The sequence below is a fragment of the Citrobacter freundii complex sp. CFNIH4 genome (assembly GCF_002934505.1).
In the GTDB taxonomy this organism is placed as follows: Bacteria; Pseudomonadota; Gammaproteobacteria; order Enterobacterales; family Enterobacteriaceae; genus Citrobacter; species Citrobacter freundii.
The window spans coordinates 3285957-3312321 of the sequence record NZ_CP026231.1 but is presented as its reverse complement, the minus strand read 5'-3'; the positions used below and the strand labels follow the sequence as shown (position 1 = coordinate 3312321).

Annotated in this window: 21 protein-coding genes; 16 read left to right on the top strand and 5 right to left on the bottom strand. The window is 52.4% G+C overall.

Annotated features, from left to right (window positions below; all coding sequences use genetic code 11):
- Window positions 1–257 precede the first annotated feature (257 nt).
- Entirely contained in the window at window positions 258–1622 is a 1365-nt protein-coding gene (ppnN, locus tag C2U41_RS16915) for a nucleotide 5'-monophosphate nucleosidase PpnN (RefSeq protein WP_003034076.1), read from the bottom strand.
- 112 nt (window positions 1623–1734) lie between these two features.
- Window positions 1735–2583: an NADPH-dependent 7-cyano-7-deazaguanine reductase QueF gene (gene queF / locus C2U41_RS16910; protein ID WP_048217199.1), complete on the bottom strand. Its 849-nt coding sequence runs from the start codon at window positions 2581–2583 to the stop codon at window positions 1735–1737.
- 68 nt (window positions 2584–2651) lie between these two features.
- Here queF and syd point away from each other — a divergent pair, with 68 nt between their 5' ends.
- The 8 genes from syd (at window position 2652) to C2U41_RS16870 (ending at window position 11034) form a co-directional block, all read left to right on the top strand.
- Window positions 2652–3197: a SecY-interacting protein gene (gene syd / locus C2U41_RS16905; RefSeq protein WP_103848284.1), complete on the top strand. Its 546-nt coding sequence runs from the start codon at window positions 2652–2654 to the stop codon at window positions 3195–3197.
- A 633-nt stretch (window positions 3198–3830) separates the two neighbouring features.
- The gene (locus tag C2U41_RS16900) at window positions 3831–4160 is read left to right on the top strand and encodes a YqcC family protein (RefSeq protein ID WP_003034091.1); all 330 of its coding nucleotides are present in this window, start codon (window positions 3831–3833) and stop codon (window positions 4158–4160) included.
- Entirely contained in the window at window positions 4160–4942 is a 783-nt protein-coding gene (truC, locus tag C2U41_RS16895) for a tRNA pseudouridine(65) synthase TruC (protein WP_048217200.1), read from the top strand. Before C2U41_RS16900 ends, truC begins: the two co-directional genes overlap by 1 nt.
- A gap of 19 nt (window positions 4943–4961) precedes the next feature.
- Window positions 4962–5411, top strand: coding sequence for a flavodoxin (locus C2U41_RS16890; RefSeq protein ID WP_003846536.1), 450 nt, complete (start codon window positions 4962–4964; stop codon window positions 5409–5411).
- 342 nt (window positions 5412–5753) lie between these two features.
- The gene (gene gudP / locus C2U41_RS16885) at window positions 5754–7106 is read left to right on the top strand and encodes a galactarate/glucarate/glycerate transporter GudP (protein ID WP_003034105.1); all 1353 of its coding nucleotides are present in this window, start codon (window positions 5754–5756) and stop codon (window positions 7104–7106) included.
- A 2-nt stretch (window positions 7107–7108) separates the two neighbouring features.
- Window positions 7109–8449, top strand: coding sequence for an enolase C-terminal domain-like protein (locus C2U41_RS16880; RefSeq protein WP_003846538.1), 1341 nt, complete (start codon window positions 7109–7111; stop codon window positions 8447–8449).
- 20 nt (window positions 8450–8469) lie between these two features.
- The gene (gene gudD, locus C2U41_RS16875; protein ID WP_048217201.1) at window positions 8470–9810 is read left to right on the top strand and encodes a glucarate dehydratase; all 1341 of its coding nucleotides are present in this window, start codon (window positions 8470–8472) and stop codon (window positions 9808–9810) included.
- A gap of 81 nt (window positions 9811–9891) precedes the next feature.
- A complete protein-coding gene (locus C2U41_RS16870) occupies window positions 9892–11034 on the top strand; it encodes a glycerate kinase (protein WP_016150912.1) in 1143 nt (380 codons plus the stop codon).
- Between the two features lie 43 nt (window positions 11035–11077).
- Here the strand turns inward: C2U41_RS16870 and barA are convergent, their stop codons facing one another.
- Window positions 11078–13834, bottom strand: coding sequence for a two-component sensor histidine kinase BarA (barA, locus tag C2U41_RS16865; RefSeq protein WP_048217203.1), 2757 nt, complete (start codon window positions 13832–13834; stop codon window positions 11078–11080).
- 57 nt (window positions 13835–13891) lie between these two features.
- Here barA and rlmD point away from each other — a divergent pair, with 57 nt between their 5' ends.
- The 5 genes from rlmD (at window position 13892) to eno (ending at window position 21688) form a co-directional block, all read left to right on the top strand.
- Window positions 13892–15190: a 23S rRNA (uracil(1939)-C(5))-methyltransferase RlmD gene (rlmD, locus tag C2U41_RS16860; protein WP_103848285.1), complete on the top strand. Its 1299-nt coding sequence runs from the start codon at window positions 13892–13894 to the stop codon at window positions 15188–15190.
- A 100-nt stretch (window positions 15191–15290) separates the two neighbouring features.
- Window positions 15291–17525, top strand: a complete 2235-nt coding sequence (gene relA / locus C2U41_RS16855; RefSeq protein ID WP_003034123.1) for a GTP diphosphokinase — start codon at window positions 15291–15293, stop codon at window positions 17523–17525.
- Window positions 17526–17648: 123 nt separating this feature from the next.
- On the top strand, window positions 17649–18440 hold the full coding sequence (gene mazG, locus C2U41_RS16850; RefSeq protein ID WP_003840346.1) for a nucleoside triphosphate pyrophosphohydrolase: 792 nt from the start codon (window positions 17649–17651) through the stop codon (window positions 18438–18440).
- 224 nt (window positions 18441–18664) lie between these two features.
- Window positions 18665–20302 carry a glutamine hydrolyzing CTP synthase gene (pyrG, locus tag C2U41_RS16845; RefSeq protein WP_003034127.1) on the top strand — a complete coding sequence of 546 codons (1638 nt, stop codon included), beginning with the start codon at window positions 18665–18667 and terminating at the stop codon, window positions 20300–20302.
- 87 nt (window positions 20303–20389) lie between these two features.
- On the top strand, window positions 20390–21688 hold the full coding sequence (gene eno / locus C2U41_RS16840) for a phosphopyruvate hydratase (protein WP_003034129.1): 1299 nt from the start codon (window positions 20390–20392) through the stop codon (window positions 21686–21688).
- Window positions 21689–21743: 55 nt separating this feature from the next.
- Here the strand turns inward: eno and C2U41_RS16835 are convergent, their stop codons facing one another.
- Window positions 21744–22568, bottom strand: a complete 825-nt coding sequence (locus C2U41_RS16835) for a MurR/RpiR family transcriptional regulator (protein ID WP_003034131.1) — start codon at window positions 22566–22568, stop codon at window positions 21744–21746.
- A 165-nt stretch (window positions 22569–22733) separates the two neighbouring features.
- Between C2U41_RS16835 and C2U41_RS16830 the strand changes: the two genes are divergently transcribed.
- The 3 genes from C2U41_RS16830 to queE all read left to right on the top strand — a co-directional run bounded on the left by C2U41_RS16830 (window position 22734) and on the right by queE (window position 25722).
- The gene (locus C2U41_RS16830; protein ID WP_003034134.1) at window positions 22734–24290 is read left to right on the top strand and encodes a maltose/glucose-specific PTS transporter subunit IIC; all 1557 of its coding nucleotides are present in this window, start codon (window positions 22734–22736) and stop codon (window positions 24288–24290) included.
- Window positions 24290–24979 (top strand): N-acetylmannosamine-6-phosphate 2-epimerase, encoded by a 690-nt coding sequence (locus tag C2U41_RS16825; protein WP_003846548.1) that lies wholly within the window; start codon window positions 24290–24292, stop codon window positions 24977–24979. Before C2U41_RS16830 ends, C2U41_RS16825 begins: the two co-directional genes overlap by 1 nt.
- A 71-nt stretch (window positions 24980–25050) precedes the next feature.
- Complete coding sequence (gene queE / locus C2U41_RS16820) at window positions 25051–25722, top strand: 7-carboxy-7-deazaguanine synthase QueE (RefSeq protein WP_003034139.1); 672 nt, start codon at window positions 25051–25053, stop codon at window positions 25720–25722.
- A gap of 91 nt (window positions 25723–25813) precedes the next feature.
- On the opposite strand, the gene queD is transcribed toward queE, so the two are convergent.
- Window positions 25814–26176 (bottom strand): 6-carboxytetrahydropterin synthase QueD, encoded by a 363-nt coding sequence (gene queD / locus C2U41_RS16815; RefSeq protein ID WP_003034142.1) that lies wholly within the window; start codon window positions 26174–26176, stop codon window positions 25814–25816.
- Window positions 26177–26365 lie beyond the last annotated feature (189 nt).

Genomic DNA, 26365 nt, shown 5'->3' with positions numbered 1-26365 from the left:
CGTGTTCAGCTGTAAAAACTGTTGTTTTTAGATGATTTCGGCGACTAATAATAATTTACTAAGATAAATCACGGTTGGTTTTTCAAGGTAATCGTTTGCGTGGCACGCTGTTTTTAATGAATTATCACTGGTATTTATGTGATTGTCAGAGCTATGTGACTGGTATCACTTAAAAAGCCGGGAGGCAAATGCGCCAAACCCGGCTTTGATATGGACAAAACTGTCATCGCTATAGTGCTGCTAGCGGGTGTAGAAGGTTAGGCGCAGATCTCGTAACAAGGGATATACGCAGTGCCCGGTAACTTCATACGATGTTGTGCAACAAAGCCCTGCAGGAGATCGTCCATGCGGCGCATCATTTCGCGGTCACCGTGGATTTTGTACGGGCCAAACTCTTCAATAGCGCGGATGCCGACTTCCTTCACGTTACCAGCCACAATACCAGAGAATGCGCGACGTAGATCGGCCGCCAGTACTTCAACGGGTTGATCCGGGTACAGCTTCAGGTTGGCCATGTTTTCATGGGACGGTTCGAACGGCATCTGCAGATCGGGCGCGATACGAATCGACCAGTTAAAGCTGTAAGCATCACCTGTGTCGCGACGGTTTTCTTTCACCAGCGGCATCGCTTTTTTCATCAGACGCGCCACTTCCGCTGCATCGTCAATGATAATGCGATAGTGGCGACGCGCATCTTCCCCCAGCGTGTGCACGATAAATTCGTCAAGCACGCGGAAGTAATCCGCACTCTCTTTTGGTCCGGTCAGGATCAGTGGTAGAACCTGATCTTTGTTGGCCGGATTCATCAGGATCCCCAGCAGATACAGCAGCTCTTCTGCTGTCCCTACGCCACCCGGGAAGATGATAATACCGTGGGCGATACGCACGAACGCTTCCAGACGTTTTTCAATGTCCGGCATGATGATCAGTTCGTTTACCAGCGGGTTAGGCGGTTCAGCGGCGATGATTGACGGTTCGGTCATGCCAATAAAGCGGCTGTCTTTGTATCGCTGCTGGGCGTGGCCTACCGCAGCGCCTTTCATTGGCGCTTCCATCGCTCCTGGACCGCAGCCGGTACAGATGTTCAGTTCGCGCAGGCCCAACTGGGTGCCGACGCGACGGGCGTACAGGTACTCATTTTCGTTGATTGAGTGACCGCCCCAGCAGACGACCATGTTCGGCGCTTCACCGACGTGCAGCGCCCGGGCATTACGCAGGATCGAGAATACCAGGTTGGTGATATGGACCGAGCTTTCGAGATCCAGATGCTGAAAACGACCGGCGTTATGGATCTGGCCATTGACGAACAGAATGTCGCGCAGCACGGCAAACAGGTTAGCCTGTAGCGCACGAATAATGCGTCCATCAACAAACGCATCTTCAGGTGGGTTGATCAGTTCCAGCTTCACGCCCCGTTCGCGGCGCAGTACGTTAATATCGAAACTTTCAAAGCGTGACAGCAGTTCTTTACTGTTGTCGGTCAAACTGCCGGAGTTCAGAACGGCAAGCGAACAGTTACGAAACAGTTGATACAGGTCGCTGCTGGCCGTGCGTTTAAGCATATCGACTTCCAGCTGCGACAACATGTCCATTGAGCCAAGCGGGCTAATATGTGTAATCAAGTAAACTCCTTATGGGACGCAACACGTCATTCCCTGTGATTACAATAGCCCTGGCTTATGACCTTTCACAACCTTGTGCGCGGAATCCGACACGCAAAATTGAGAAAAAAGATTACTGACGCACCAGACGACCGGTTGCCGGAGTGAAATCGGTGTTGGTGCGCCATGGGTTAATGTCCAGGCCACCACGTCGCGTGTAGCGTGCGTAAACGCTCAGTTTCTCCGGCTGGCAGAAGCGCAGAATGTCATTGAAAATGCGTTCCACACACTGTTCATGAAACTCGTTATGGTGGCGGAAGGAGACCAGGTAACGCAGCAGCTTCTCTCTGTCGATTTTACGTCCGCGATACTGAATTTGTATGGAGCCCCAGTCTGGCTGGTGGGTGATTAAACAGTTGGACTTCAGCAGATGGCTGACCAGTGTCTCTTCCACTGCCTTTTCACCGCTCACGGCATTTTCCAGATACGCAGTGCTGAACTGGTAGTTATCGATGACGATATCCTGATTGTCGATACAGGTGCCGTTAAAGTGGGCTATCGGCTGCCCTTCCAGTTCGTCAAGGCGGTACAGCGCCACGCTGACATCGCCCTGAGCGCAGGCGCGAAGATCGTTTTCCAGTGTCTGACGTACCGCATCCCAGGAATCAAAACGCGTCTGATTAAAACTGTTCAGGTAAAGCTTAAAGCTTTTCGATTCAATCAGATTTACGCTGGTGTAATCCAGTTCCACGTGACCGACTGCGACCTGCGGTAAGCCGTTGGCATTCAGCCACGACAGTTCATACAGCGTCCAGATATCCGCACCGTGAAAAGGCAGGGCATCGGCCTTTAAATCCAGCGGATCGCGGTTCAGGCTGCGCGGAACACCCTGCAACAGACTTGCATCGTAATTGTCTCGGTAATCCGTTGATTTACCGAGAGTCAGGCCGTCAAGCGCCTGATGATTTTCATAAGAGGACATGTTTCACCGTCATAAACCAGATACACTATGCGACAAGTGTATCCTGGCTTTTGTGAAGAGAGAAATCAGTGGACGAATTGACAGCGCAGGCGTTGGTAGCCTTTACGACGCGTTATTGCGACGCATGGCATGAAAAAAACAACAGTTGGCCACTCAGTGAAGAGCTGTATGGCGTACCTTCTCCGTGCATCATTTCTTCCACAGACGATGCGGTATGTTGGCAGCCTCAACCTTTTGTCGGCGAAAAAAACCTCAATGCGGTTGAACGGGCATTTGATATTGTGATACAACCTGCCGTTCACGCTTTTTACACCACCCAGTTTGCCGGGGATATGCACGCGCAGTTTGCGGATGAAAAGCTGACGCTGCTGCAGACCTGGAGTGAAGATGACTTCAGGCGCGTTCAGGAAAACCTGATTGGTCACTTGGTTACGCAAAAGCGACTTAAGCTTTCGCCTACGCTTTTTATTGCCACACAAGATAATGAGCTTGACGTCATTTCGGTGTGCAATCTGTCCGGTGAAGTGTGCAAAGAAACGCTGGGAACCCGTAAACGAACGGTGCTGGCGGCCTCACTTGCGGAATTCCTCACTCAACTTAAGCCAGTTCTGTAATCCTGTTTGCCCTGAATCTTGTGAGAGATCTCTTACATACCCTGTAGGACATTGCCAGGTGATAAGTAAAGACTTAATGAATTGATAAAATAATAATTTATTATTATTCAATTGGTTAGTCTTTTATTGTCAACTTTCATACGAAAATAATCGTAAGGGTAAGCCTGTAAGCATCTTGTAAGACAAAGCGAAACAGGCGATTCTATATCTGTCGACAAGGAGTCGCACAACGAAGAGAACATCAGGATGATGGCTCTTCGCCTGGACACACCAGGACGGTGTTGCAAGGACAGGCTTCAGGACGAAGCAAAGAGGAAGACGCTGGATGCGTTAAAGGACACCTCCAGGACGGAGAATGAGAGCCGGTCAGGATGTTCGGCGGGTCAGGATGGCCAGGATACTTCAGGATGAAGTTTTCACATCGGGGTGATGTGAGCAGGATGCAAAAGTTCAGGATGAACAAGGTCGCAAGACCACAGGAAAAGTTGTCACGGATGAGCAGGGAGCACTAAAAGTAGCTGGAATGCTGCGAAACGAACCGGGAGCACTGTTTTTTTACAGTGCTCCCTTTTTTTATTTCCCTCCACTAGTGCTATTCTTCGCGCCAGATTTTTCATCATTGAGGTTTATTTCATGACGACTCATGACCGTGTGCGCCAGCAGTTACACGCACTTGAAGCGCTACTGCGTGAACATAATCACTGGCGGATGGATGAGCCAGCAGAGCATCTGTTTACCAGTACGCAGCCTTTTTGTATGGATACCATGGAGCCGGTCGAGTGGCTGCAGTGGGTGTTGATTCCCCGCATGCATACGCTACTCGATAACGCGCAGCCGCTTCCGCAGGCTTTTGCCGTTGCACCGTATTACGAAATGGCGCTAGCAGCCGATCATCCGCAACGCGACATTCTCCTGGCGGCATTGCAGGAGCTGGATGCGCTGTTTACCAGTGATAACGCCTGATGCTGGAAATTCTTTATCAGGACGAATGGCTGGTTGCCGTCAATAAACCTTCGGGCTGGTTGGTTCACCGCAGTTGGCTCGACCGGGATGAGAAAGTGGTGGTGATGCAAACGGTGCGAGACCAAATTGGTCAGCACGTTTTTACCGCCCATCGACTCGACAGACCAACCTCCGGTGTGCTGCTGATGGGACTGTCCAGCGAAGCCGGGCGTTTGTTGTCTCAGCAGTTTGAACATCATCAAATTCAGAAACGCTATCATGCGATTGTGCGTGGCTGGCTGATGGATGATACCGTGCTGGATTACCCGTTGGTCGAAGAGCTGGATAAGATTGCCGATAAGTTTGCCCGCGATGATAAAGGCCCGCAGCCTGCCGTCACCCATTATCGCGGTCTGGCAACGGTAGAAATGCCGGTAGCGACCGGACGTTATCCGACCACCCGTTATGGACTGGTGGAGCTGGATCCTAAAACCGGTCGGAAACACCAGCTCAGGCGCCATCTGGCCCACTTACGCCATCCGATAATTGGCGACAGCAAGCACGGTGATTTACGGCAAAACCGCAGCGCCGCGGAGCATTTCGGTTGTCAGCGATTAATGCTGCATGCCAGCCAGCTTGCGCTGACACATCCATTCACCGGTGAGCCTCTGGTTATTCGCGCCGGGCTGGATGACGTCTGGATGCAGGCATTGTCACAATTTGGCTGGCGTGGACTTCTCCCTGAGAATGAAAGGGTTGAGTTCAGCGGGATGTCAGGTCAGGATGAGCAGATAGATTCTTAAGTCCCAGGAGATTACGGTTATGGCGGAAATTGGAATTTTTGTCGGCACAATGTACGGAAACGCGCTGCTGGTTGCCGAAGAGGCCGAGGCCATTTTGACGGCACAGGGTCATAAAGCCACGGTGTTTGAAGATCCGGAGCTTAGCGACTGGCAGGTATATCAGGATAAATATGTGCTGGTGGTGACCTCAACGACCGGGCAGGGCGATCTGCCCGATAGCATTGTGCCGCTGTTTCAGGGGATCAAAGATAATCTCGGTTTCCAGCCAAATCTGCATTACGGAGTCATTGCGCTGGGCGACAGCAGCTACGTTAATTTCTGCAATGGTGGCAAACAGTTTGATGCGCTGTTACAGGAGCAAAGCGCACAGCGCGTGGGTGAAATGTTGCTGATTGACGCCAGCGAACATCCTGAACCGGAAAGCGAATCCAACCCTTGGGTAGAAAACTGGGGAACCTTGCTCAAATAATCTCTCGCCCGTACGGGCATACAACCCCCATTTGAACCGTAGGCCGGGTCAGGCGAAGCCGCCACCCGGCAATAAAACCCCAATTACGTGAACTAACTTCCACTGCTTTGGGCTTATGCCCCAAACAACTTCTTACTGCCTCCCGAATGTTGTGTTCATGCACGGTGAGGGTAAGAGCCACTCCTTCATATACTTTTCCCGTCAGTTCCCGAAAAGGCAGCGAGTCAGAATAAAACGGCCCTGAGCTGTACCAAAACTGCCACACACTAACCTCTCATTCTGATCACCCTACAGGTGCTGTACAGAATGAACTGGCGAAAGCCAAGATTCAGGAGTGCAACAATGAGTTCATTAAGTCAGGCGGCGAGCAGCGCGGAAAAACGCACTAACGCTCGTTACTGGATCGTGGTGATGTTGTTTATCGTCACATCCTTCAACTACGGCGATCGCGCCACCTTATCCATTGCCGGTTCGGAGATGGCCAAAGACATTGGTCTGGATGCGGTAGGGATGGGTTATGTATTCTCCGCTTTCTCATGGGCCTATGTTATCGGCCAGATCCCTGGCGGCTGGTTGCTCGACCGCTTCGGTTCAAAACGTGTTTATTTCTGGTCCATCTTTATCTGGTCCATGTTTACCCTGCTGCAAGGCTTCGTCGATATCTTTAGCGGCTTCGGCATTATCGTTGCGTTGTTTACGTTGCGATTCCTTGTCGGTTTAGCTGAAGCACCTTCCTTCCCCGGTAATAGTCGTATAGTTGCGGCATGGTTCCCGGCACAGGAGAGGGGCACGGCGGTCGCAATCTTTAACTCTGCGCAGTACTTTGCCACCGTTATTTTTGCGCCAATCATGGGGTGGCTGACCCACGAAGTGGGCTGGTCGCATGTGTTCTTCTTTATGGGCGGCCTCGGGATTGTTATCAGCTTTATCTGGCTGAAGGTGATTCATGAACCAAACCAGCACCCGGGCGTAAACCAAAAAGAGCTGGAGTACATTGCTGAAGGCGGGGCGCTGATCAATATGGATCAGGCGGCCGCCAAAGCTAAAGTGCCGTTCAGCGTGAAGTGGGGGCAAATCAAACAGCTGCTGGGCTCACGGATGATGATCGGTATTTACATCGGGCAATACTGCATTAACGCGCTGACCTACTTCTTTATCACCTGGTTCCCGGTTTATCTGGTGCAGGCTCGCGGTATGTCGATTTTGAAAGCTGGTTTTGTCGCTTCGGTCCCGGCCATTTGCGGATTCGCCGGCGGCGTGCTCGGCGGCATTATTTCCGACTGGCTGATGCGCCGTACCGGTTCGCTAAATATCGCCCGTAAAACGCCAATCGTACTCGGCATGCTGCTGTCGATGGTGATGGTGTTCTGTAACTACGTCAACGTGGAGTGGATGATCATCGGCTTTATGGCGCTGGCCTTCTTCGGCAAAGGTATCGGTGCGTTGGGATGGGCGGTGATGGCTGATACTGCACCTAAAGAGATCAGCGGTCTGAGCGGCGGTTTGTTCAACATGTTTGGCAATATCTCCGGTATCGTCACGCCAATTGCTATCGGCTACATCGTAGGGACCACCGGCTCGTTTAACGGCGCGTTGATTTACGTCGGGGTGCATGCGTTGATTGCGGTGGTGAGCTATCTGGTACTGGTGGGCGATATTAAACGTATCGAACTGAAACCTGTCGCAGGACAATGATGATGACAACACAATCGAGTCCCGTTATTACCGATATGAAGGTCATCCCGGTGGCCGGTCATGACAGCATGCTGCTCAATATTGGCGGTGCGCACAATGCATATTTCACCCGCAATATTGTGGTTCTTACCGATAACGCCGGCAATACCGGCGTCGGTGAAGCGCCGGGCGGCGAAGTGATTTATCAGACGCTGGTTGACGCTATCCCGATGGTATTGGGTCAGGAGGTTGCGCGCCTGAATAAGGTGGTACAGCAGGTGCATAAAGGCAACCAGGCCGCTGATTTTGACACCTTCGGCAAAGGCGCCTGGACGTTTGAGCTACGGGTAAACGCGGTAGCGGCGCTGGAAGCGGCGCTGCTCGACCTGCTGGGCAAGGCGCTGAACGTGCCGGTTTGTGAACTGTTAGGGCCGGGCAAGCAGCGCGATGCGGTCACCGTACTCGGCTATCTGTTCTACGTGGGTGATCGCACAAAGACCGATTTACCGTATCTGGAAAGCACGCCGGGAAACCATGAGTGGTATCACCTGCGTCACCAGCAAGCGATGAACAGTGAGGCGGTGGTACGTCTGGCTCAGGCTTCGCAGGATCGCTACGGCTTTAAAGATTTCAAACTCAAAGGTGGTGTACTGCCTGGCGAGCAGGAAATCGACACCGCTCGTGCGCTGAAAAAATGCTTCCCGGATGCGCGTATTACGGTTGATCCCAACGGTGCCTGGTTGCTGGATGAAGCCATCTCCCTGTGTAAAGGGCTGAACGATGTTCTGACCTACGCCGAAGATCCATGCGGCGCTGAACAGGGTTTTTCTGGCCGCGAAGTGATGGCCGAGTTCCGCCGTGCAACCGGTCTACCGGTAGCAACGAACATGATAGCCACCAACTGGCGTGAAATGGGCCATGCGGTGATGCTGAACTCAGTAGATATTCCGCTGGCCGATCCGCACTTCTGGACCCTTTCCGGCGCGGTACGCGTGGCACAGTTATGCGATGACTGGGGCCTGACCTGGGGCTGCCATTCTAACAATCATTTTGATATTTCGCTGGCGATGTTCACCCACGTTGGCGCCGCTGCGCCGGGCAACCCGACGGCTATCGACACCCACTGGATCTGGCAGGAGGGCGATTGCCGTCTGACCAAAAATCCGCTGGAGATTAAGAACGGGAAAATTGCTGTTCCTGACGCGCCTGGACTGGGCGTAGAGCTGGACTGGGATCAGGTTAACAAGGCTCATGAAGCCTACAAGAGACTGCCCGGCGGCGCGCGTAATGACGCAGGCCCAATGCAGTATCTGATCCCCGGATGGACTTTTGACCGTAAACGTCCCGTTTTCGGCCGCCACTAATTTTGAATAAGGACTTAATTATGAGCGCACAATTTTCTACCCCATTGGTTACCTCTATGCAGGTTATTCCGGTTGCGGGTCATGACAGTATGCTGATGAACCTGAGCGGCGCACATGCTCCATTCTTCACGCGCAATATTGTGATTATTAAAGATAACTCCGGTCATAGCGGCGTGGGTGAAATTCCCGGCGGAGAAAAAATCCGCAAAACGCTGGAAGATGCGATCCCGCTGGTGGTAGGCAAAACGTTAGGTGAATACAAAAACGTGCTGAATGCGGTACGCAATACTTTTGCCGATCGTGATGCGGGCGGTCGCGGTTTGCAGACCTTTGATTTACGTACCACTATTCATGTGGTTACTGGGATCGAAGCGGCCATGTTGGATCTGTTAGGTCAGCATCTGGGCGTAAACGTCGCCTCTCTGCTGGGTGATGGACAGCAGCGTAGCGAAGTTGAAATGTTGGGTTACCTGTTCTTTGTCGGTAACCGTAAGGCAACGCCGCTGCCGTACCAGAGTCAGCCGGATGAGAAGTGCGACTGGTATCGTCTGCGTCATGAAGAGGCGATGACCCCGGATGCGGTAGTGCGCCTGGCGGAAGCTGCGTATGAGAAGTATGGTTTCAACGACTTTAAACTGAAAGGCGGCGTGCTGGCCGGGGAAGAGGAAGCGGAATCTATCGTTGCGCTGGCGAAGCGTTTCCCGCAGGCCCGCGTCACGCTGGATCCGAACGGTGCGTGGTCGCTAAATGAAGCGATTAAGATCGGCAAATATCTGAAGGGTTCTCTGGCCTATGCGGAAGATCCGTGTGGCGCCGAGCAGGGCTTCTCTGGTCGTGAAGTGATGGCGGAATTCCGCCGCGCTACCGGTCTGCCGACCGCCACCAACATGATCGCCACCGACTGGCGTCAGATGGGGCATACGCTGTCGCTGCAGTCCGTGGATATCCCACTGGCGGACCCGCACTTCTGGACCATGCAGGGTTCTGTCCGCGTGGCACAAATGTGCCATGAGTTTGGGTTGACCTGGGGATCGCACTCCAACAACCACTTTGATATTTCGCTGGCGATGTTTACGCATGTCGCGGCAGCGGCTCCGGGCAAAATTACCGCGATTGATACCCACTGGATCTGGCAGGAAGGCAATCAATGCCTGACCAAAGAGCCATTTGAAATCAAAGGCGGCATGGTGCAGGTTCCGGCAAAACCGGGTCTGGGCGTGGAGCTGGATATGGATCAGGTCATGAAAGCGCATGAGCTGTACCAGCAACATGGATTGGGGGCGCGTGATGATGCGATGGGAATGCAGTATCTGATCCCGAACTGGACGTTTGATAATAAGCGTCCGTGCATGGTACGCTAAGCGAACTGGGACCGCTCCCATTAAGGGGCGGTTTTTATCCTGGTATATGCTTAACACAGTCAACATGCGTAAGGATGCTTTATGAAAATAGTAATCGCACCGGATTCCTATAAGGAAAGTTTGAGTGCGCTTGAAGTGGCAACGGCTATTGAGCAGGGGTTTCGTGAGATCTGGCCCGATGCGGATTACGTGAAGATTCCGGTTGCAGATGGCGGTGAAGGAACGGTCGAAGCGATGGTTGCCGCAACGCAAGGTCACCTTGTGCATGTTGATGTTACCGGCCCTTTGGGCAACACAATTCAGGCATTTTATGGTTTATCCGGTGATGAGCGCTCGGCCTTTATCGAAATGGCGGCCGCCAGCGGACTGGAACAGGTTCCTGCGGGGTTACGCGATCCGCTGAAAACGACATCCTGGGGAACCGGGGAGTTAATCCGTCATGCGTTGGACGCTGGCGTTGAGCATATCATCATTGGAATTGGCGGAAGCGCCACCAATGATGGCGGTGCCGGGATGGTGCAAGCGCTGGGAGCAAAATTGCTGGATGCGCAAAATAACGATATTGCCCATGGCGGGGCTGGCCTCGAATCGCTCGCTCGGATTGATATTTCTCAGTTAGACCAGCGACTTGCTGCGTGTCGTATTGAAGTGGCTTGCGACGTGACTAATCCGTTGACCGGTGAAGAGGGCGCTTCTGCGGTTTTTGGCCCGCAAAAAGGGGCGACGCCGGAGATGATTACCCGCCTGGATCGGGCACTCACGCACTATGCGCAACTCATTGCCCGCGATCTGGACGTCAACGTGCTGGATCTGGCCGGCGGTGGCGCCGCTGGTGGTATGGGGGCGGCGCTATATGCGTTTTGCGGCGCACAGTTGCGCTGCGGTATTGAGATAGTAACGGATGCGTTGCACCTTGACGCCTGCGTTGCGGATGCGGATTTAGTGGTCACGGGTGAAGGGCGCATTGATAGTCAGACCATTCACGGTAAGGTTCCGGTTGGCGTGGCGAAGGTCGCAAAGCGTTACAACAAACCGGTTATCGGCATTGCCGGTAGCCTGACGGCGGATGTCGGTGTGGTCCACGAGCATGGGCTGGATGCGGTTTTCAGCGTCATCTATACCATCTGTACCCTGGATGAGGCGCTAAAGAACGCGAGCGACAACGTACGAATGACGGCGAGAAACGTTGCCGCAACGCTTAAAGCCGGGCAGCAATTACGCTGAGTTGTAGGTTGGATAAGGCGGTCACGCCGCCTTCCTGCGAATATTACCCCAACAACTTCTTCGCTTCGCGCGCAACGTTGTCCATTTCATCCAGAAGCTCTAAAAACTCAGGCTCCAGCTCTTCTTCCTTGGTCCCGCTACGTAATTGCTGCTCAATAAGCTGACACAGGTTTTTCATGCGGGGAACGCCGCTATAACCGCAGCTACCGTGCAGCTTGTGGATCATATCCACCAGACCTTCAGGGTTTTCACCGACCAGCTGTTCTTCAATTTTGTTACGTACTTCGGGCAGAAAATCGAGCAGCATTTGCAGCATATCCCACGCCAGATCGTTTTTACCTGCGGCTTGTCTTAATGCTAACTGCCAGTCGAGTGTGGTATTCGGATTGACTACCGGCTCAACGGGTTCAACGGCGATCGCCCTAAGCGCTGTGCTTGCGCCGGGTTTGTAGCGTAACAGCAGATTATGCAGCTTATCTTCTTCGATAGGCTTCGCCAGGTAATCGTTCATCCCGGCGCTGAGCAGCTTCTCTTTCTGCCCAGCCATGGCGTGTGCGGTGACCGCAATGACCGGTGTCTGCTGTTGATGAGGAAGCTGGTGGATTAGTTCACAAGCGCGAATGCCGTCCATGTCTGGCATCTGAATATCCATCAGGATCAGATCAAATTGCATTTGTCTGGCGCGATCCACCGCTTGATGCCCACTGTCGCAGAGCACGACGTGCTGCACCTTATCTTCCAACAGTGCGCCAATCAGCTTGAGGTTCGCAGGGTTGTCGTCTACCGCCATAACGGTCATCGCAATTTTGCTATCGTCTAACAGCAGCGGATCCGCGCTGTGATTCACCTGACAATACTCTGTCAGCGCAGGCAGTAAGCGAGTTGAGGTGAGAGGTTTCAACAGACATGCCGCCGCGCCGCCCTGTTTTAACTTCTCGGCGTTAATCTGCGCATGGCAAGGCAGGGCCAGTAACAAAAAGTCGGTCATCGCCGCAGCGTTTGCCAGCCGCTCATGCTGCATGGTGAGCGGTTCGCGTAAAGTAACCGGAATGCCGAGCAGCAGAATATCGTAGTGATCCTTCGGCAGCCCGGAGAATGAAGGGCTGTAAATCACCTCCAACGGCGTTTCGCTCAAGATATCTAATGTGCACTGTGCGGCAGTGGCGTTCGGTTCGACGTAGGCCAGTCGTTTACCGGCCAGGCAGAGCGTGGTTGAGCGGTCAACGAGAACGTTAGGGTTAAGATCGAGGCTGATATGGAACCAGAACGTGGAACCCCGGTTCGGTTGACTATGGAAGGAGATGTCCCCGCCCATTTCGTTGACCAGTTTTTGCGTAATGACCAGGCCCAGCCCGGTACCGCCGTGGCGGCGGGAAATACTGGCATCCGCCTGGCGGAAGGCCTGGAACAAGCGTGACTGATCGCGCTCAGGAATACCAATTCCGGTATCGCGGATTTGTACTTCAATCTGCACTTTCGTGTTACTAAGGGCGCGCTTCTCGACCAGAATGTCGATATTGCCGCCTTCGGTAAATTTGATGGCATTGCCAACCAGATTAGTGATTACCTGCTGTAAGCGTAGCGGATCGCCGATGACGTTGTCCGGCACGTCATTCTTAATATTCAGCGTCAGCTCAAGCCCTTTATCATGGGATGAATGCGCTAACAGCGTAACGACGTCATCCAGCGTGCTGCGCAGCGGGAAGGGAATGCTTTCCAGAATCAGCTTGCCCGCCTCAAGTTTGGAGAAGTCGAGTACATCATTGATGATAGCCAGCAGATTGTTAGCCGAGCGTTCAATGGTATTCAGGTGATCGCGCTGCGTGGTGTTGAGCTCGGTTTTTAGCGTAAGACGGGTGAAGCCAATCACGCCATTCAGCGGTGTTCGCAGTTCGTGCGACATGTTAGCCAGAAACTCAGACTTAATACGCGCCGCTTCCTGGGCGCGTTTCTTCGCCAGATCCAGTTCGACGTTCTGGATTTCCATCTGCTCCAGCGTTTCACGCAGGTCAGAGGTGGCCTGATCGATGTTGTGCTGCATCTCTTCATGGTAAGCCGCAAGTGACATCGCCATCGAGTTGATACCATTTTTGAGCATATCCAGCTCGCCCAGCATGAAACCTTCCACGCGGCTGTCGAGCTGTCCTCTACGAATTCGGTCAACGGTATTCACCATATTGCGAATCGGGCCGGTTACGTCTCGCATCAGACGCCAGCCAAAAATTAACGCAATACCAATACAAAACAGCATCATTACACTGGAGATAAAGATCTCTTTGTACTGCTGCAATCGCACGGACTTAAGATCCAGCTCAAGCGCCACATACCCCAGCATATTTTTGGTGTTTTTCGCATCGCTTACGGCGGATTCATCTGGTGAATAGCTTTCCGATATAATCGGGGTACGCAGGATCATGATATCCCCGTGCCGGGTGACGCTTAGCTTACGGGGAAACGGTGAACCTGTCGCCAACTGCATTTCAGACGGATCGAGATGAAAATTAGAGGTGACGAACAGTCGGTTATTTTCGTCATAAACAGAAATTGCCCGCACGATATCGGAATGGCGACGATGCAGCACGCTGATAAGCTGGCCGATAGATTCCCTGTTTTGCAGGTTCATGCCATATTCGCTGGAGACCGCGAGTGGTTCTATGATGCTGGCACCAGCATCTTCCAGTTGACGCTGCAAGTCGTTATAGCGATGCACAACAAAAAAGATACTGAGCAACAAACCTATCAGGACGGTCGGGGCCAGGATCAGAATCATCATGCGTGCGCGCAGGCTGTAGTTGGTCATGGAGTTCCGTTATGGGACAATTAGGGTCACACTGTTAAATAGAGAAATATCTCGTCGATGGCGCAATTCTACTCTGCAAAACGACGCGTGACGACGCGTCAGATCATAACCGTTACCGTCAATGACCTCGATCCTTTTGGTCAGGGCGTCGCTCGCCATAACGGAAAAGCGTTGTTTATACCGGAATTGCTACCCCAGGAAAGCGCCGAGGTGGTGATTACCGAAGATAAAAAACAGTTCTCCCGCGCGCAAGTAAAACGACGTTTGAACAACAGCCCTGAGCGTGAAGTGCCACGTTGCCCGCATTTTAGCGTATGCGGCGGTTGCCAGCAGCAGCATGCCAGCATCTCGTTACAGCAGCGTAGTAAAAGCGCGGCGTTGTCGCGTTTAATGAAATGTGACGTGTCGGATGTTATAGCTGATACGCCGTGGGGCTATCGTCGTCGTGCCCGATTGAGCCTGAACTATCGGCCAAAAGAACAAAAATTGCAGATGGGGTTTCGTAAATCAGGCTCCAGCGACATTATCGATGTCAAACAATGCCCTGTTTTGGTGCCCCAGCTTGAAGCGTTATTGCCCCATCTCAGGGCGTGTCTGGAAAGTCTTCAAGGGTTACGCCACCTTGGACATGTTGAATTGGTGCAGGCAGGGAGCGGAACCCTGATGATTTTGCGCCACACGGCGCCATTAAGTGCAGCGGATAAAGAAAAACTGGAATGCTTTTCGCATTCTCTGGGGCTGTCTTTGTTTCTGGCCCCGCAAAGCGAGATACTGGAATCAATATCAGAAGAATCACCCTGGTATGACTCAAATGGACTACGGTTAACCTTCAGCCCGCGTGATTTTATTCAGGTCAATGAAGGGGTAAACCAGCAAATGGTGGCCCGTGCGTTGGAATGGCTCGATGTTCAACCTGAAGATCGCGTACTCGATCTGTTCTGCGGAATGGGCAATTTTACTCTGCCGCTGGCAACTCGGGCAGCAAGCGTGGTTGGCGTGGAAGGTGTTCCGGCGTTGGTGGAGAAAGGTCGGGAGAACGCGCTGAATAACGGATTACACAATGTGACGTTCTTTCATGAAAACCTTGAGGAAGATGTTACCCGGCAGCCGTGGGCGAAAAACGGATTCGACAAAGTATTGCTCGATCCTGCGCGTGCGGGGGCTGCTGGTGTGATGCAACATATTATAAAATTAGAACCTATACGCGTTGTTTATGTATCCTGTAACCCGGCAACGCTGGCTCGTGACAGCGATGCTTTGCTCAATGCGGGATATGCCATCCGGCGGCTGGCGATGCTCGATATGTTCCCGCACACTGGACACCTGGAATCAATGGTCCTGTTTGAGCGTTTGTAATGAACTTAATACCCATTGGATTTCGCCTTGTAATGCTGTGTGAAAGACAATGGGTTCGGCTTGTCGACTTCGACAGGCCATGCCCCTTAAGGAGAGGACGATGGTTGCGGTAAGAAGTGCACATTTAAATAAAGCTGGTGAGTTTGATCCCAAGAAATGGATCGCGAGTCTGGGGATCTCCAGCCAGCAGTCGTGTGAACGCTTAGCCGAAACCTGGGCGTACTGCCTCCAGCAGACACAGGGGCATCCGGATGCGGATCTGCTGCTGTGGCGTGGCGTGGAGATGGTAGAAATTCTCTCCATGTTGAGCATGGATATCGACACGCTGCGTGCAGCAATGCTGTTCCCTCTGGCTGATGCCAACGTGGTAAGTGAAGACATCCTGCGCGAGAGCGTGGGCAAATCCATTGTTCATCTTATCCACGGCGTGCGTGATATGGCGGCGATACGCCAGCTTAAAGCCACGCATACCGATTCAGTTTCTTCCGAGCAGGTCGATAACGTCCGCCGCATGCTGCTGGCAATGGTGGATGACTTTCGCTGTGTGGTCATCAAGCTGGCAGAGCGGATTGCCCATCTGCGTGAAGTGAAAGACGCGCCGGAAGATGAACGCGTTCTGGCGGCAAAAGAGTGCACCAATATCTATGCACCGCTGGCCAACCGTTTGGGAATCGGGCAATTAAAATGGGAGCTGGAAGATTACTGCTTCCGTTATCTGCACCCGGCTGAATACAAACGCATTGCCAAGCTGCTGCATGAACGTCGTATCGACCGGGAGCATTACATTGATGAGTTCGTTGGTCATTTGCGCTCAGAGATGAAAACGGAAGGCGTCAAAGCTGAAGTGTACGGGCGTCCGAAGCATATCTACAGCATCTGGCGCAAAATGCAGAAAAAGCAGTTGGCCTTCGATGAACTGTTCGATGTGCGCGCAGTGCGTATCGTGGCAGAGCGTTTACAGGACTGCTATGCCGCGCTCGGGATAGTACATACTCACTATCGCCATCTGCCGGATGAGTTTGATGACTACGTCGCGAACCCGAAACCCAACGGCTACCAGTCAATCCATACGGTTGTGCTGGGGCCGGGTGGGAAAACTATTGAAATTCAGATCCGTACCAAACAGATGCACGAAGATGCCGAACTGGGCGTCGCGGCACACTGGAAGTACAAAGAGGGCACTGCTTCAGGCGCCGCGCGCTCTGGTCATGAAGATCGTATTGCATGGCTGCGTAAGCTGATCGCCTGGCAGGAAGAGATGGCAGATTCCGGTGAAATGCTGGATGAAGTTCGTAGCCAGGTCTTTGATGACCGCGTGTACGTCTTTACACCGAAAGGCGACGTTGTGGATCTGCCAGCAGGCTCCACGCCGCTCGATTTTGCTTACCACATTCATAGTGATGTGGGGCATCGTTGCATTGGCGCGAAAATTGGTGGACGCATCGTACCGTTTACCTACCAACTACAGATGGGCGATCAAATTGAAATTATCACCCAGAAACAGCCAAACCCAAGCCGCGACTGGTTGAACCCTAACCTTGGCTATGTAACCACCAGTCGTGGGCGTTCGAAGATCCACGCCTGGTTCCGTAAACAGGACCGTGATAAGAACATTCTTGCAGGTCGCCAGATCCTCGACGATGAACTGGCGCATTTAGGCATCAGCCTGAAAGAAGCGGAAAAACATCTGCTGCCGCGCTACAGTTTCAATGAGCTGGATGAACTGTTGGCGGCGATTGGCGGAGGTGACATCCGCCTCAACCAGATGGTGAATTTCCTGCAGGCGCAGTTTAATAAGCCAAGCGCTGCCGAACAGGATGCCGCCGCGCTGAAACAGCTTCAGCAGAAAACGCACGCACCGCAGAGTCGCCGTAAAGACGACGGTCGTGTCGTGGTGGAAGGGGTAGGTAACCTGATGCACCACATCGCTCGCTGCTGCCAGCCGATTCCAGGCGATGAGATTGTCGGGTTTATTACCCAGGGACGCGGTATTTCTGTGCACCGGGCTGATTGTGAACAGCTGACTGAGCTGCGCTCCCATGCGCCGGAACGTATTGTTGATGCGGTCTGGGGCGAAAGTTACTCTGCAGGGTATTCGCTGGTGGTTCGCGTCCAGGCCAACGATCGCAGTGGCTTGTTACGTGATATCACCACGATTCTCGCCAACGAGAAGGTAAACGTGCTGGGAGTTGCCAGCCGGAGTGATACCAAACAACAGCTTGCCACCATTGATATGACCATCGAAATCTACAACCTGCAGGTGCTCGGGCGCGTGCTCGGCAAGCTGAACCAGGTACCGGATGTGATCGACGCACGTCGTCTGCACGGTAATTAATCATTATGTAGGCCGGATAACCTTGTAGGCCTGATAAGACGCGTTAGCGTTGCCATCAGGCATTGCTATGTTGCCTGATGTCGCCTTATCCGGCCTACCGTATTGAAATTTCAGGATATTCCAATGAATCAAATCGACCGACTGCTCGGTATTATGCAGCGCCTGCGCGACCCGGAGAACGGCTGTCCGTGGGACAAAGAGCAGACATTCGCCACTATTGCTCCTTATACCCTCGAAGAAACTTATGAAGTGCTGGACGCGATTGCGCGAGAAGACTTCGACGACCTGCGTGGAGAGTTGGGGGATCTGCTGTTCCAGGTGGTGTTTTACGCCCAGATGGCTCAGGAAGAAGGACGCTTCAACTTTGATGATATTTGCGCTGCGATAAGCGATAAGCTTGAACGCCGCCACCCGCATGTTTTTGCTGATGTTTCTGCAAGTAACAGCACCGAGGTGCTTACCCGTTGGGAGCAAATCAAAACCGAAGAACGTGCTGAGAAGGCACAGCATTCCGCGCTCGACGATATTCCCCGTAGTTTACCGGCATTAATGCGCGCCCAAAAAATCCAGAAACGCTGCTCAAATGTTGGCTTCGACTGGAAAACATTAGGACCGGTTGTCGACAAGGTTTACGAAGAGATCGACGAAGTCATGTTTGAGGCGAAGCAGGCTGTTGTCGACCAGGCTAAACTGGAGGAGGAAATGGGCGATCTGCTGTTTGCCACGGTCAATATGGCCCGGCATTTAGGCACTAAAGCAGAGACTGCTTTGCAAAAAGCGAACGAGAAATTTGAGCGACGTTTTCGTGAGGTTGAGCGAATTGTGGCTGCTCGCGGTCTGGAAATGACTGGTGTTGATCTGGAAACTATGGAAGAAGTCTGGCAACAGGTAAAACGGCAGGAAATTGATCTCTAAGGGATTTCGTCGGTCAAGGGCGATTTGTGTGATTTTTTAAATAACAAGCGCTTGATTTACGTCAAAAACATTTACCCCAAAGGGGCTATTTTCTCACTCCCGATGTTAATGTGAGCCTGGTGAAGAGGAGGAATAATGAAAGTTTGTGGCGCTCGTCATGTTCGGGTATACTACTTTCCCGTCTTGGTAATTCCATCGTTTCACCCTAACTTCTCAGGTCCAGCATGACAACGAACTATATTTTTGTGACCGGCGGGGTCGTATCCTCTCTGGGAAAAGGCATTGCCGCAGCCTCCCTGGCAGCCATTCTTGAAGCCCGTGGCCTCAATGTAACCATGATGAAACTGGATCCGTACATCAACGTCGATCCAGGTACTATGAGCCCAATCCAACACGGGGAAGTGTTCGTTACCGAAGACGGCGCTGAAACCGACCTGGACCTGGGTCACTATGAGCGCTTCATTCGTACCAAAATGAGCCGCCGCAACAACTTCACTACGGGTCGTATCTACTCCGACGTTCTGCGTAAAGAACGCCGTGGTGACTACCTGGGCGCGACCGTTCAGGTTATCCCGCACATCACGAATGCCATTAAAGAGCGTGTTCTGGAAGGCGGTGAAGGTCATGATGTTGTTCTGGTTGAAATCGGCGGAACCGTTGGGGATATCGAATCTCTGCCGTTCCTTGAAGCGATTCGCCAGATGGCCGTAGAAATTGGTCGCGAGCACACGCTGTTTATGCATCTGACGCTGGTTCCGTACATGGCAGCGGCAGGTGAAGTCAAAACTAAACCGACTCAGCACTCTGTAAAAGAGCTGCTTTCTATCGGTATTCAGCCAGATATCCTGATTTGCCGCTCCGATCGCGCAGTTCCGGCTAATGAACGTGCAAAAATTGCATTGTTCTGTAACGTTCCGGAAAAAGCGGTGATTTCTCTGAAAGATGTCGATTCCATCTATAAAATCCCGGGCCTGTTGAAATCTCAGGGCCTTGACGATTATATTTGTAAACGATTCAGCTTGAACTGTCCGGAAGCTAATCTGTCAGAATGGGAACAGGTTATCTACGAAGAAGCGAATCCGGCAGGCGAAGTGACTATCGGTATGGTCGGCAAGTACATTGAACTGCCGGATGCCTATAAATCAGTTATCGAAGCGCTGAAGCATGGCGGTCTGAAGAATCGTGTCACCGTCAATATCAAGCTGATCGATTCACAAGATGTCGAAACGCGTGGCGTTGAGATCCTGAAAGGTCTTGATGCAATCCTGATCCCTGGCGGCTTCGGCTACCGTGGTGTTGAAGGTAAAATCGCGACGGCGCGCTTTGCGCGTGAGAACAATATTCCTTATCTGGGCATTTGCCTGGGTATGCAGGTTGCGTTGATTGAGTTTGCACGTAACGTAGTGGGTATGGACAACGCCAACTCCACGGAATTTGTGCCAGACTGTAAGTACCCGGTGGTGGCCCTGATTACCGAATGGCGCGATGAAGACGGCAACGTCGAAGTCCGTACCGAGAAGAGCGATCTGGGCGGCACTATGCGTCTTGGTGCGCAGCAGTGTCAGTTGAGCGACGATAGCCTGGTTCGTCAACTGTACGGCGCGCCGACAATTGTTGAACGCCACCGCCACCGTTACGAAGTCAACAATATGCTGTTGAAACAGATTGAAGCTGCGGGTCTGCGTATTGCAGGCCGTTCCGGTGATGATCAGTTGGTCGAGATCATTGAGGTACCGAATCATCCGTGGTTCGTGGCCTGTCAGTTCCACCCGGAATTTACTTCCACGCCACGTGATGGGCACCCGCTGTTTGCCGGCTTTGTGAAAGCCGCCAGTGAACATCAGAAGCGTCAGGCGAAGTAAGAAGTAAATAAGTTAGAACGGCAATGCACCCATCAGGGTGCATTGTTTGTCTGGAGTTTTAGTTTAACTTGTACTGAGGAAAATCTAATGTCCAAAATCGTTAAAATCATCGGTCGTGAAATCATCGACTCCCGTGGTAACCCGACTGTTGAAGCCGAAGTACACCTGGAAGGTGGTTTCGTTGGTATGGCAGCAGCTCCGTCAGGTGCTTCTACTGGTTCCCGCGAAGCACTGGAACTGCGCGATGGCGACAAATCCCGTTTCATGGGTAAAGGCGTACTGAAAGCTGTTGCAGCTGTTAACGGCCCAATTGCTCAGGCTCTGCTGGGTAAAGATGCTAAAGATCAGGCTGGCATCGACAAGATCATGATCGATCTGGACGGTACTGAAAACAAATCCAACTTCGGTGCAAACGCCATCCTGGCTGTGTCCCTGGCGAACGCCAAAGCAGCAGCTGCTGCTAAAGGCCTGCCGCTGTATGCACACATCGCTGAACTGAACGGTACTCCGGGTAAATACTCCATGCCAGTTCCGATGATGAACATCATCAACGGTGGTGAGCACGCTGACAACAACGTCGACATCCAGGAATTCATGATTCAGCCGGTTGGCGCTAAGACTCTGAAAGAAGCCGTTCGTATGGGTTCTGAAGTGTTCCACAACCTGGCTAAAGTTCTGAAAGCTAAAGGTATGAACACTGCAGTTGGTGACGAAGGCGGCTACGCGCCGAACCTGGGTTCCAACGCTGAAGCTCTGGCTGTAATCGCTGAAGCGGTTAAAGCAGCTGGCTACGAGCTGGGCAAAGACATCACTCTGGCGATGGACTGTGCAGCTTCTGAATTCTACAAAGACGGTAAATACGTTCTGGCTGGCGAAGGCAACAAAGCATTCACCTCCGAAGAATTCACTCACTTCCTGGAAGAACTGACCAAACAGTACCCGATCGTGTCCATCGAAGATGGTCTGGACGAGTCTGACTGGGATGGTTTCGCATACCAGACTAAAGTACTGGGCGACAAAATCCAGCTGGTTGGTGACGATCTGTTCGTAACCAACACCAAGATCCTGAAAGAAGGCATCGAAAAAGGCATCGTTAACTCCATCCTGATCAAATTCAACCAGATCGGTTCTCTGACCGAAACTCTGGCTGCGATCAAAATGGCGAAAGACGCTGGCTACACCGCTGTCATCTCTCACCGTTCTGGCGAAACTGAAGATGCTACCATCGCTGATCTGGCTGTTGGTACCGCTGCAGGCCAGATCAAAACTGGTTCTATGAGCCGTTCTGACCGCGTTGCTAAGTACAACCAGCTGATTCGTATCGAAGAAGCTCTGGGTGAACAAGCACCGTATAACGGTCGTAAAGAGATCAAAGGTCAGGCGTAATCCTGTTCTTTAACTCTTAACGTAAAAACCCGCTGCGGCGGGTTTTTTTATGCTTTTAAAGCAGTAGAGGAAGTGTTGCGCTGGCTGTTTGCTGGCTCACATCACTGTACTTTTCATCCAGCGCAATCAGCGACGTGGTGAGAAGTTCAACCAACAGCATCACACCCACCTTGGCGTTTAGCGCACCAGCACTCAACGGACCTTCTGGTTTGGCTGCGACCAGTTGAATATCGCTCAGCGAAGCCAGCGGACTGCGCGGCGTATTACTCAGCGCCAGTACGCGCACGCCTTGCTTACGCGCCAGTTTCACGACATGCAGCAGATCGCGCGTGGAGCCTGAACTGGAGATCGCTACCACGAGCGTATTTTTGCTAAGCGTAGTGGCATTCATGGCTGCGCGGTGCATGTCGCTGAACAGTTGCGCGGGTTTGCCGAGGCGCAGGAGTTTGTAATGTAAATACTCCCCCAGAATAGCGCTGGCCGCTACGCCATAAATCTGTACCGACTGAGCCTGATGTAGCGCCAGAGCGGCGGATTCCAGTAATGTCCTGTCGAGTAACTTTGCTGTGTCCTGCAGCGCTTGCACGGATTCATTGACCACATTGTCAATTTCATCCCCGCTGTGCTCTACCGGCTGTCCTTGCTGGAGATCGAGAGCCAGCGCCATTTTGAATTCGTTATAACCCTTACACCCAAGCGTGCGGCACAGACGTGTGACGCTCGCCTCGCTGGTGTCGCTTTCACGCGCCAGTTCGGTAATCGTCAGGTAGACAACTTTTGCCGGATCACTAAGCACAAACTCTCCCAGCTTCTGCTGTGTTCGGCTATATCCGTCAACGCCCTGGCGCAATCTCAGCAGCAGGTTTTCATTTTCTGACATGCAAAATCCTTAATGCGTTTCTCTGCTGATAGTGTGGCGGAAAGCAGGGGAGAGATGCCAGTCATTTTAAAAAAGTATGATCGGCTTCCTGGTTTTTGATGATAATTTTCATTTATAAAATTAATTATGGTAAAAATTTTCATCATTAATCGGGGAGATGAAAAAATGATGCAAATGTTTAGCGGCGCCTCATCGGGCGCATGGTTTGAAAAGGCACAGCGGTTTGGCAAATCGTTCATGCTGCCGATTGCGGTACTGCCCGCTGCGGGGCTGTTGTTAGGGATTGGCGGTGCGCTGTCGAATCCAAACACATTGACGGCGTATCCGTTTTTGGACGTTGACTGGTTACAGGCAATCTTCACGATCATGACCAGCGCAGGTTCTATTGTGTTTGCCAACCTGTCGGTACTTTTTGCGGTGGGTGTGGCAGTAGGATTGGCGAAAACGGACAAAGGCACCGCCGGGCTTGCTGCATTGCTGGCATTTCTGGTGATGAACGCCACCATCAACGCTTTATTGACACTCAACGGAACGCTGGCGCACGAGAATCCCGGTGCCGTAGGCCAGGGGATGACGCTGGGTATTCAGACGCTGGAAACAGGCGTATTTGGTGGGGTGGTGATTGGGCTTGTCACCTGCGCGCTGCATAGCCGTTTCAATAAAGTCTCGCTGCCTCAGTTCCTTGGTTTCTTCAGCGGTTCGCGCTTTGTGCCGATTATTAGCTCCCTTGCCGCGATTGTAGTGGGTGCGGTCATGACGGTGGTTTGGCCGCATTTCCAGAAACTCATTTTTGGACTGGGTGGTCTGGTGGATGCGACCGGTTATCTGGGTACGCTGTTGTACGGCTTCATCCTGCGTATGCTTGGCCCACTGGGGTTACACCATATCTTTTATTTACCGTTCTGGACCACAGCGCTTGGCGGGAGTGAAATCGTCAACGGCCAGTTGGTTGAAGGCACGCAGCGTATTTTCTTCGCTCAACTTGCCGATCCGAATACGCAGCAGTTCTATGCGGGCACCTCGCGCTTTATGTCCGGGCGCTTTATCACCATGATGTTTGGCCTGCTTGGCGCATGTCTTGCGATGTACCATACTGCAAAACCAGAGAACAGAAAGCTTGTCGCCGGACTGCTGTTGTCTGCGGCCCTGACCTCTTTCCTGACGGGGATCACTGAGCCTATCGAGTTCTCCTTCCTGTTTGTCGCACCTGTGTTATACGTCATTCACGCCTTCTTCGATGGTCTGGCGTTTATGATGGCGCATATTTTACATATCACCATCGGGCAAACCTTTTCGGGTGGGCTTATCGATTTCCTCCTCTTCGGTGTGCTACAGGGGGAAGCTAAAACCAACTGGATGTACGTCCCTATGGTGGGGATCCCGTGGTTCTTCCTTTACTACTTCACCTTCCGCTATTTGATTAACCGCTTTAACTGGTTGACGCCTGGTCGTGAAAACGCAGCACCGACTGAATCCGGCCTGCCGCAAAGTGAGCGTGCTGCGGCTGTGATTGCCGGACTGGGAGGTAAAGAGAATCTGGAAGAGGTGGACTGTTGCGCCACACGTCTGCGCGTGACGGTAAAAGAGAGTAGCAAGGTCGATGAAGCGGCGCTGAAAGCGACCGGAGCGCGTGGCGTAATTATTCGCGGCAACGGGGTTCAGGTGATTTATGGCCCGCATGTCACCATCATCAAAAACGAAGTCGAAGAGATCTTATCGTAATGAAAACTGTACTGGATTCCCTGAAAGGTAAATTAATCGTCTCCTGCCAGGCGCTGGAAAATGAGCCCCTGCACAGTCCGTTTATTATGTCGCGTATGGCACTGGCGGCAGCGCAGGGAGGTGCTGTAGGTATTCGTGCGAACAGCGTGGTGGATATTCGCGCGATCAAAGAGAGCGTCTCCCTGCCGGTGATTGGGATTATCAAGCGTGATTATCCGGGTAGCGATGTGTTTATCACGGCCACGCTCCAGGAAGTGGATGAGCTAATGACCGTTGAGCCGGAGATTATTGCTCTGGATGCGACAGCGCGCCCGCGCCCAGGTGGACAAACGCTGGAAGAATTAGTTATGCAAATCCGCGCTCGCTACCCGTCTGTGCTGCTGATGGCGGATATCGCCACCATAGACGAGGCGGTGACAGCTGAGCGTCTGGGTTTTGACTGCGTGGGCACCACGCTCTACGGCTACACCGCTGACACTGCCGGGCATGTGCTGGCGGAAAACGACTGCGGTTTTTTACGTGAGGTATTGGCGGCGGTCAGCGTACCTGTCGTGGCAGAAGGAAACGTCGATACTCCGGAACGTGCCGCACGATGCCTGGAATTAGGTGCCCATACCGTGGTGGTTGGTGGCGCAATCACGCGTCCGCAGCAGATAACGGCACGCTTTGTCGCGGCGATCGCCTCGTAAAGCATCGATGGGGCATGATACTTTGGCGGGGATCTGCGATAATTATCGTTTATCCCCATATTGAGAGCGCTATGCAGTACCCGATTAACGAGATGTTCCAGACCCTGCAAGGTGAGGGTTACTTTACCGGCGTCCCCGCCATTTTTATTCGTTTACAGGGATGCCCGGTTGGCTGTGCCTGGTGCGATACCAAACACACCTGGGATAAGCTTGAGGATCGGGAAGTCTCCCTGTACAGCATCCTGGCCAAGACCAAAGAAAGCGACAAATGGGGGGCGGCGAGCAGTGAGGATCTGCTGGCGGTCATTTCGCGTCAGGGGTATACCGCCCGTCATGTGGTGATCACCGGCGGCGAGCCCTGCATTCATGACCTGATGCCGCTGACTGACCTGCTGGAAAAGAACGGCTTTAGCTGCCAGATTGAGACCAGTGGTACCCACGAAGTACGCTGTACGCCGAATACCTGGGTGACCGTATCGCCGAAGGTAAATATGCGTGGCGGTTATGATGTGCTGTCGCAGGCGCTGGAGCGCGCGAATGAAATCAAACATCCGGTTGGTCGCGTTCGCGATATTGAAGCGCTGGATGAACTGCTGGCAACGTTGAGCGACGACAAACCACGAATCATCGCCTTACAGCCAATCAGCCAGAAAGAAGATGCGACGCGTTTGTGTATTGATACCTGTATTGCGCGCAACTGGCGTCTGTCGATGCAAACCCATAAATATCTGAATATTGCCTGATAACTGTGCCGGGAGCGTTTCGCTTACCCGGCCAGAGTTTGTTGCTTGTTGCAGGCCGGATAAGACGCATTGCCATCCGGCAAGCCTACAATCACTCGCCGCGGTACACGCAGCCTGCTGTGCAGGTTTCTTTCACCATTACAGCACTTAGCAGAGGGACCACAGGTTTAATCTGATCCCAAATCCATTTGGCCAGCACTTCACTGGTTGGATTTTCTAAGCCAGGAATATCGTTCAAATAGTAGTGATCGAGTCTGTCATAAGTCGGCTTAAACGCGGCTTTTAACTCAGCAAAATCCATGATCCAACCGGTATGCGGATCGACTTCACCGGTAATTTCAAGACGCACCATAAATGAGTGACCATGCAGGCGGCCACACTTATGCCCTTCCGGTACGTGCGGCAGGCGGTGAGCGGCTTCGAAGGTGAAATCTTTAAACAAGGTGGTGGACATTATTTACTCTCAAGAATGCGAAAAACCGCCGTAGGGTACCGTAAAGCACAATTTTTATCATTAGTTAAAAGGGCGCTAAGCATCAGAACGTCATATTTACGCTGTTAATGTTTGATAACTATTTATATATCATATAGTTATTAAATCGTTTTTGTCGTTAATGACTATAACTAAAACAGGTTAGTCCAT

What these genes read in the sequence shown, in the direction of transcription:
- queF (WP_048217199.1), bottom strand. Translation starts at nt 2,583, where the DNA reads ATGTCCTCTTATGAAAATCATCAGGCGCTTGACGGCCTGACTCTCGGT.
- gudP (WP_003034105.1), top strand. Translation starts at nt 5,754, where the DNA reads ATGAGTTCATTAAGTCAGGCGGCGAGCAGCGCGGAAAAACGCACTAAC.
- C2U41_RS16830 (WP_003034134.1), top strand. Translation starts at nt 22,734, where the DNA reads ATGATGCAAATGTTTAGCGGCGCCTCATCGGGCGCATGGTTTGAAAAG.
- truC (WP_048217200.1), top strand. Translation starts at nt 4,160, where the DNA reads ATGCTGGAAATTCTTTATCAGGACGAATGGCTGGTTGCCGTCAATAAA.
- C2U41_RS16835 (WP_003034131.1), bottom strand. Translation starts at nt 22,568, where the DNA reads ATGTCAGAAAATGAAAACCTGCTGCTGAGATTGCGCCAGGGCGTTGAC.
- pyrG (WP_003034127.1), top strand. Translation starts at nt 18,665, where the DNA reads ATGACAACGAACTATATTTTTGTGACCGGCGGGGTCGTATCCTCTCTG.
- C2U41_RS16880 (WP_003846538.1), top strand. Translation starts at nt 7,109, where the DNA reads ATGACAACACAATCGAGTCCCGTTATTACCGATATGAAGGTCATCCCG.
- queE (WP_003034139.1), top strand. Translation starts at nt 25,051, where the DNA reads ATGCAGTACCCGATTAACGAGATGTTCCAGACCCTGCAAGGTGAGGGT.
- C2U41_RS16900 (WP_003034091.1), top strand. Translation starts at nt 3,831, where the DNA reads ATGACGACTCATGACCGTGTGCGCCAGCAGTTACACGCACTTGAAGCG.
- C2U41_RS16870 (WP_016150912.1), top strand. Translation starts at nt 9,892, where the DNA reads ATGAAAATAGTAATCGCACCGGATTCCTATAAGGAAAGTTTGAGTGCG.
- eno (WP_003034129.1), top strand. Translation starts at nt 20,390, where the DNA reads ATGTCCAAAATCGTTAAAATCATCGGTCGTGAAATCATCGACTCCCGT.
- relA (WP_003034123.1), top strand. Translation starts at nt 15,291, where the DNA reads ATGGTTGCGGTAAGAAGTGCACATTTAAATAAAGCTGGTGAGTTTGAT.
- barA (WP_048217203.1), bottom strand. Translation starts at nt 13,834, where the DNA reads ATGACCAACTACAGCCTGCGCGCACGCATGATGATTCTGATCCTGGCC.
- gudD (WP_048217201.1), top strand. Translation starts at nt 8,470, where the DNA reads ATGAGCGCACAATTTTCTACCCCATTGGTTACCTCTATGCAGGTTATT.
- rlmD (WP_103848285.1), top strand. Translation starts at nt 13,892, where the DNA reads ATGGCGCAATTCTACTCTGCAAAACGACGCGTGACGACGCGTCAGATC.
- queD (WP_003034142.1), bottom strand. Translation starts at nt 26,176, where the DNA reads ATGTCCACCACCTTGTTTAAAGATTTCACCTTCGAAGCCGCTCACCGC.
- C2U41_RS16890 (WP_003846536.1), top strand. Translation starts at nt 4,962, where the DNA reads ATGGCGGAAATTGGAATTTTTGTCGGCACAATGTACGGAAACGCGCTG.
- C2U41_RS16825 (WP_003846548.1), top strand. Translation starts at nt 24,290, where the DNA reads ATGAAAACTGTACTGGATTCCCTGAAAGGTAAATTAATCGTCTCCTGC.
- mazG (WP_003840346.1), top strand. Translation starts at nt 17,649, where the DNA reads ATGAATCAAATCGACCGACTGCTCGGTATTATGCAGCGCCTGCGCGAC.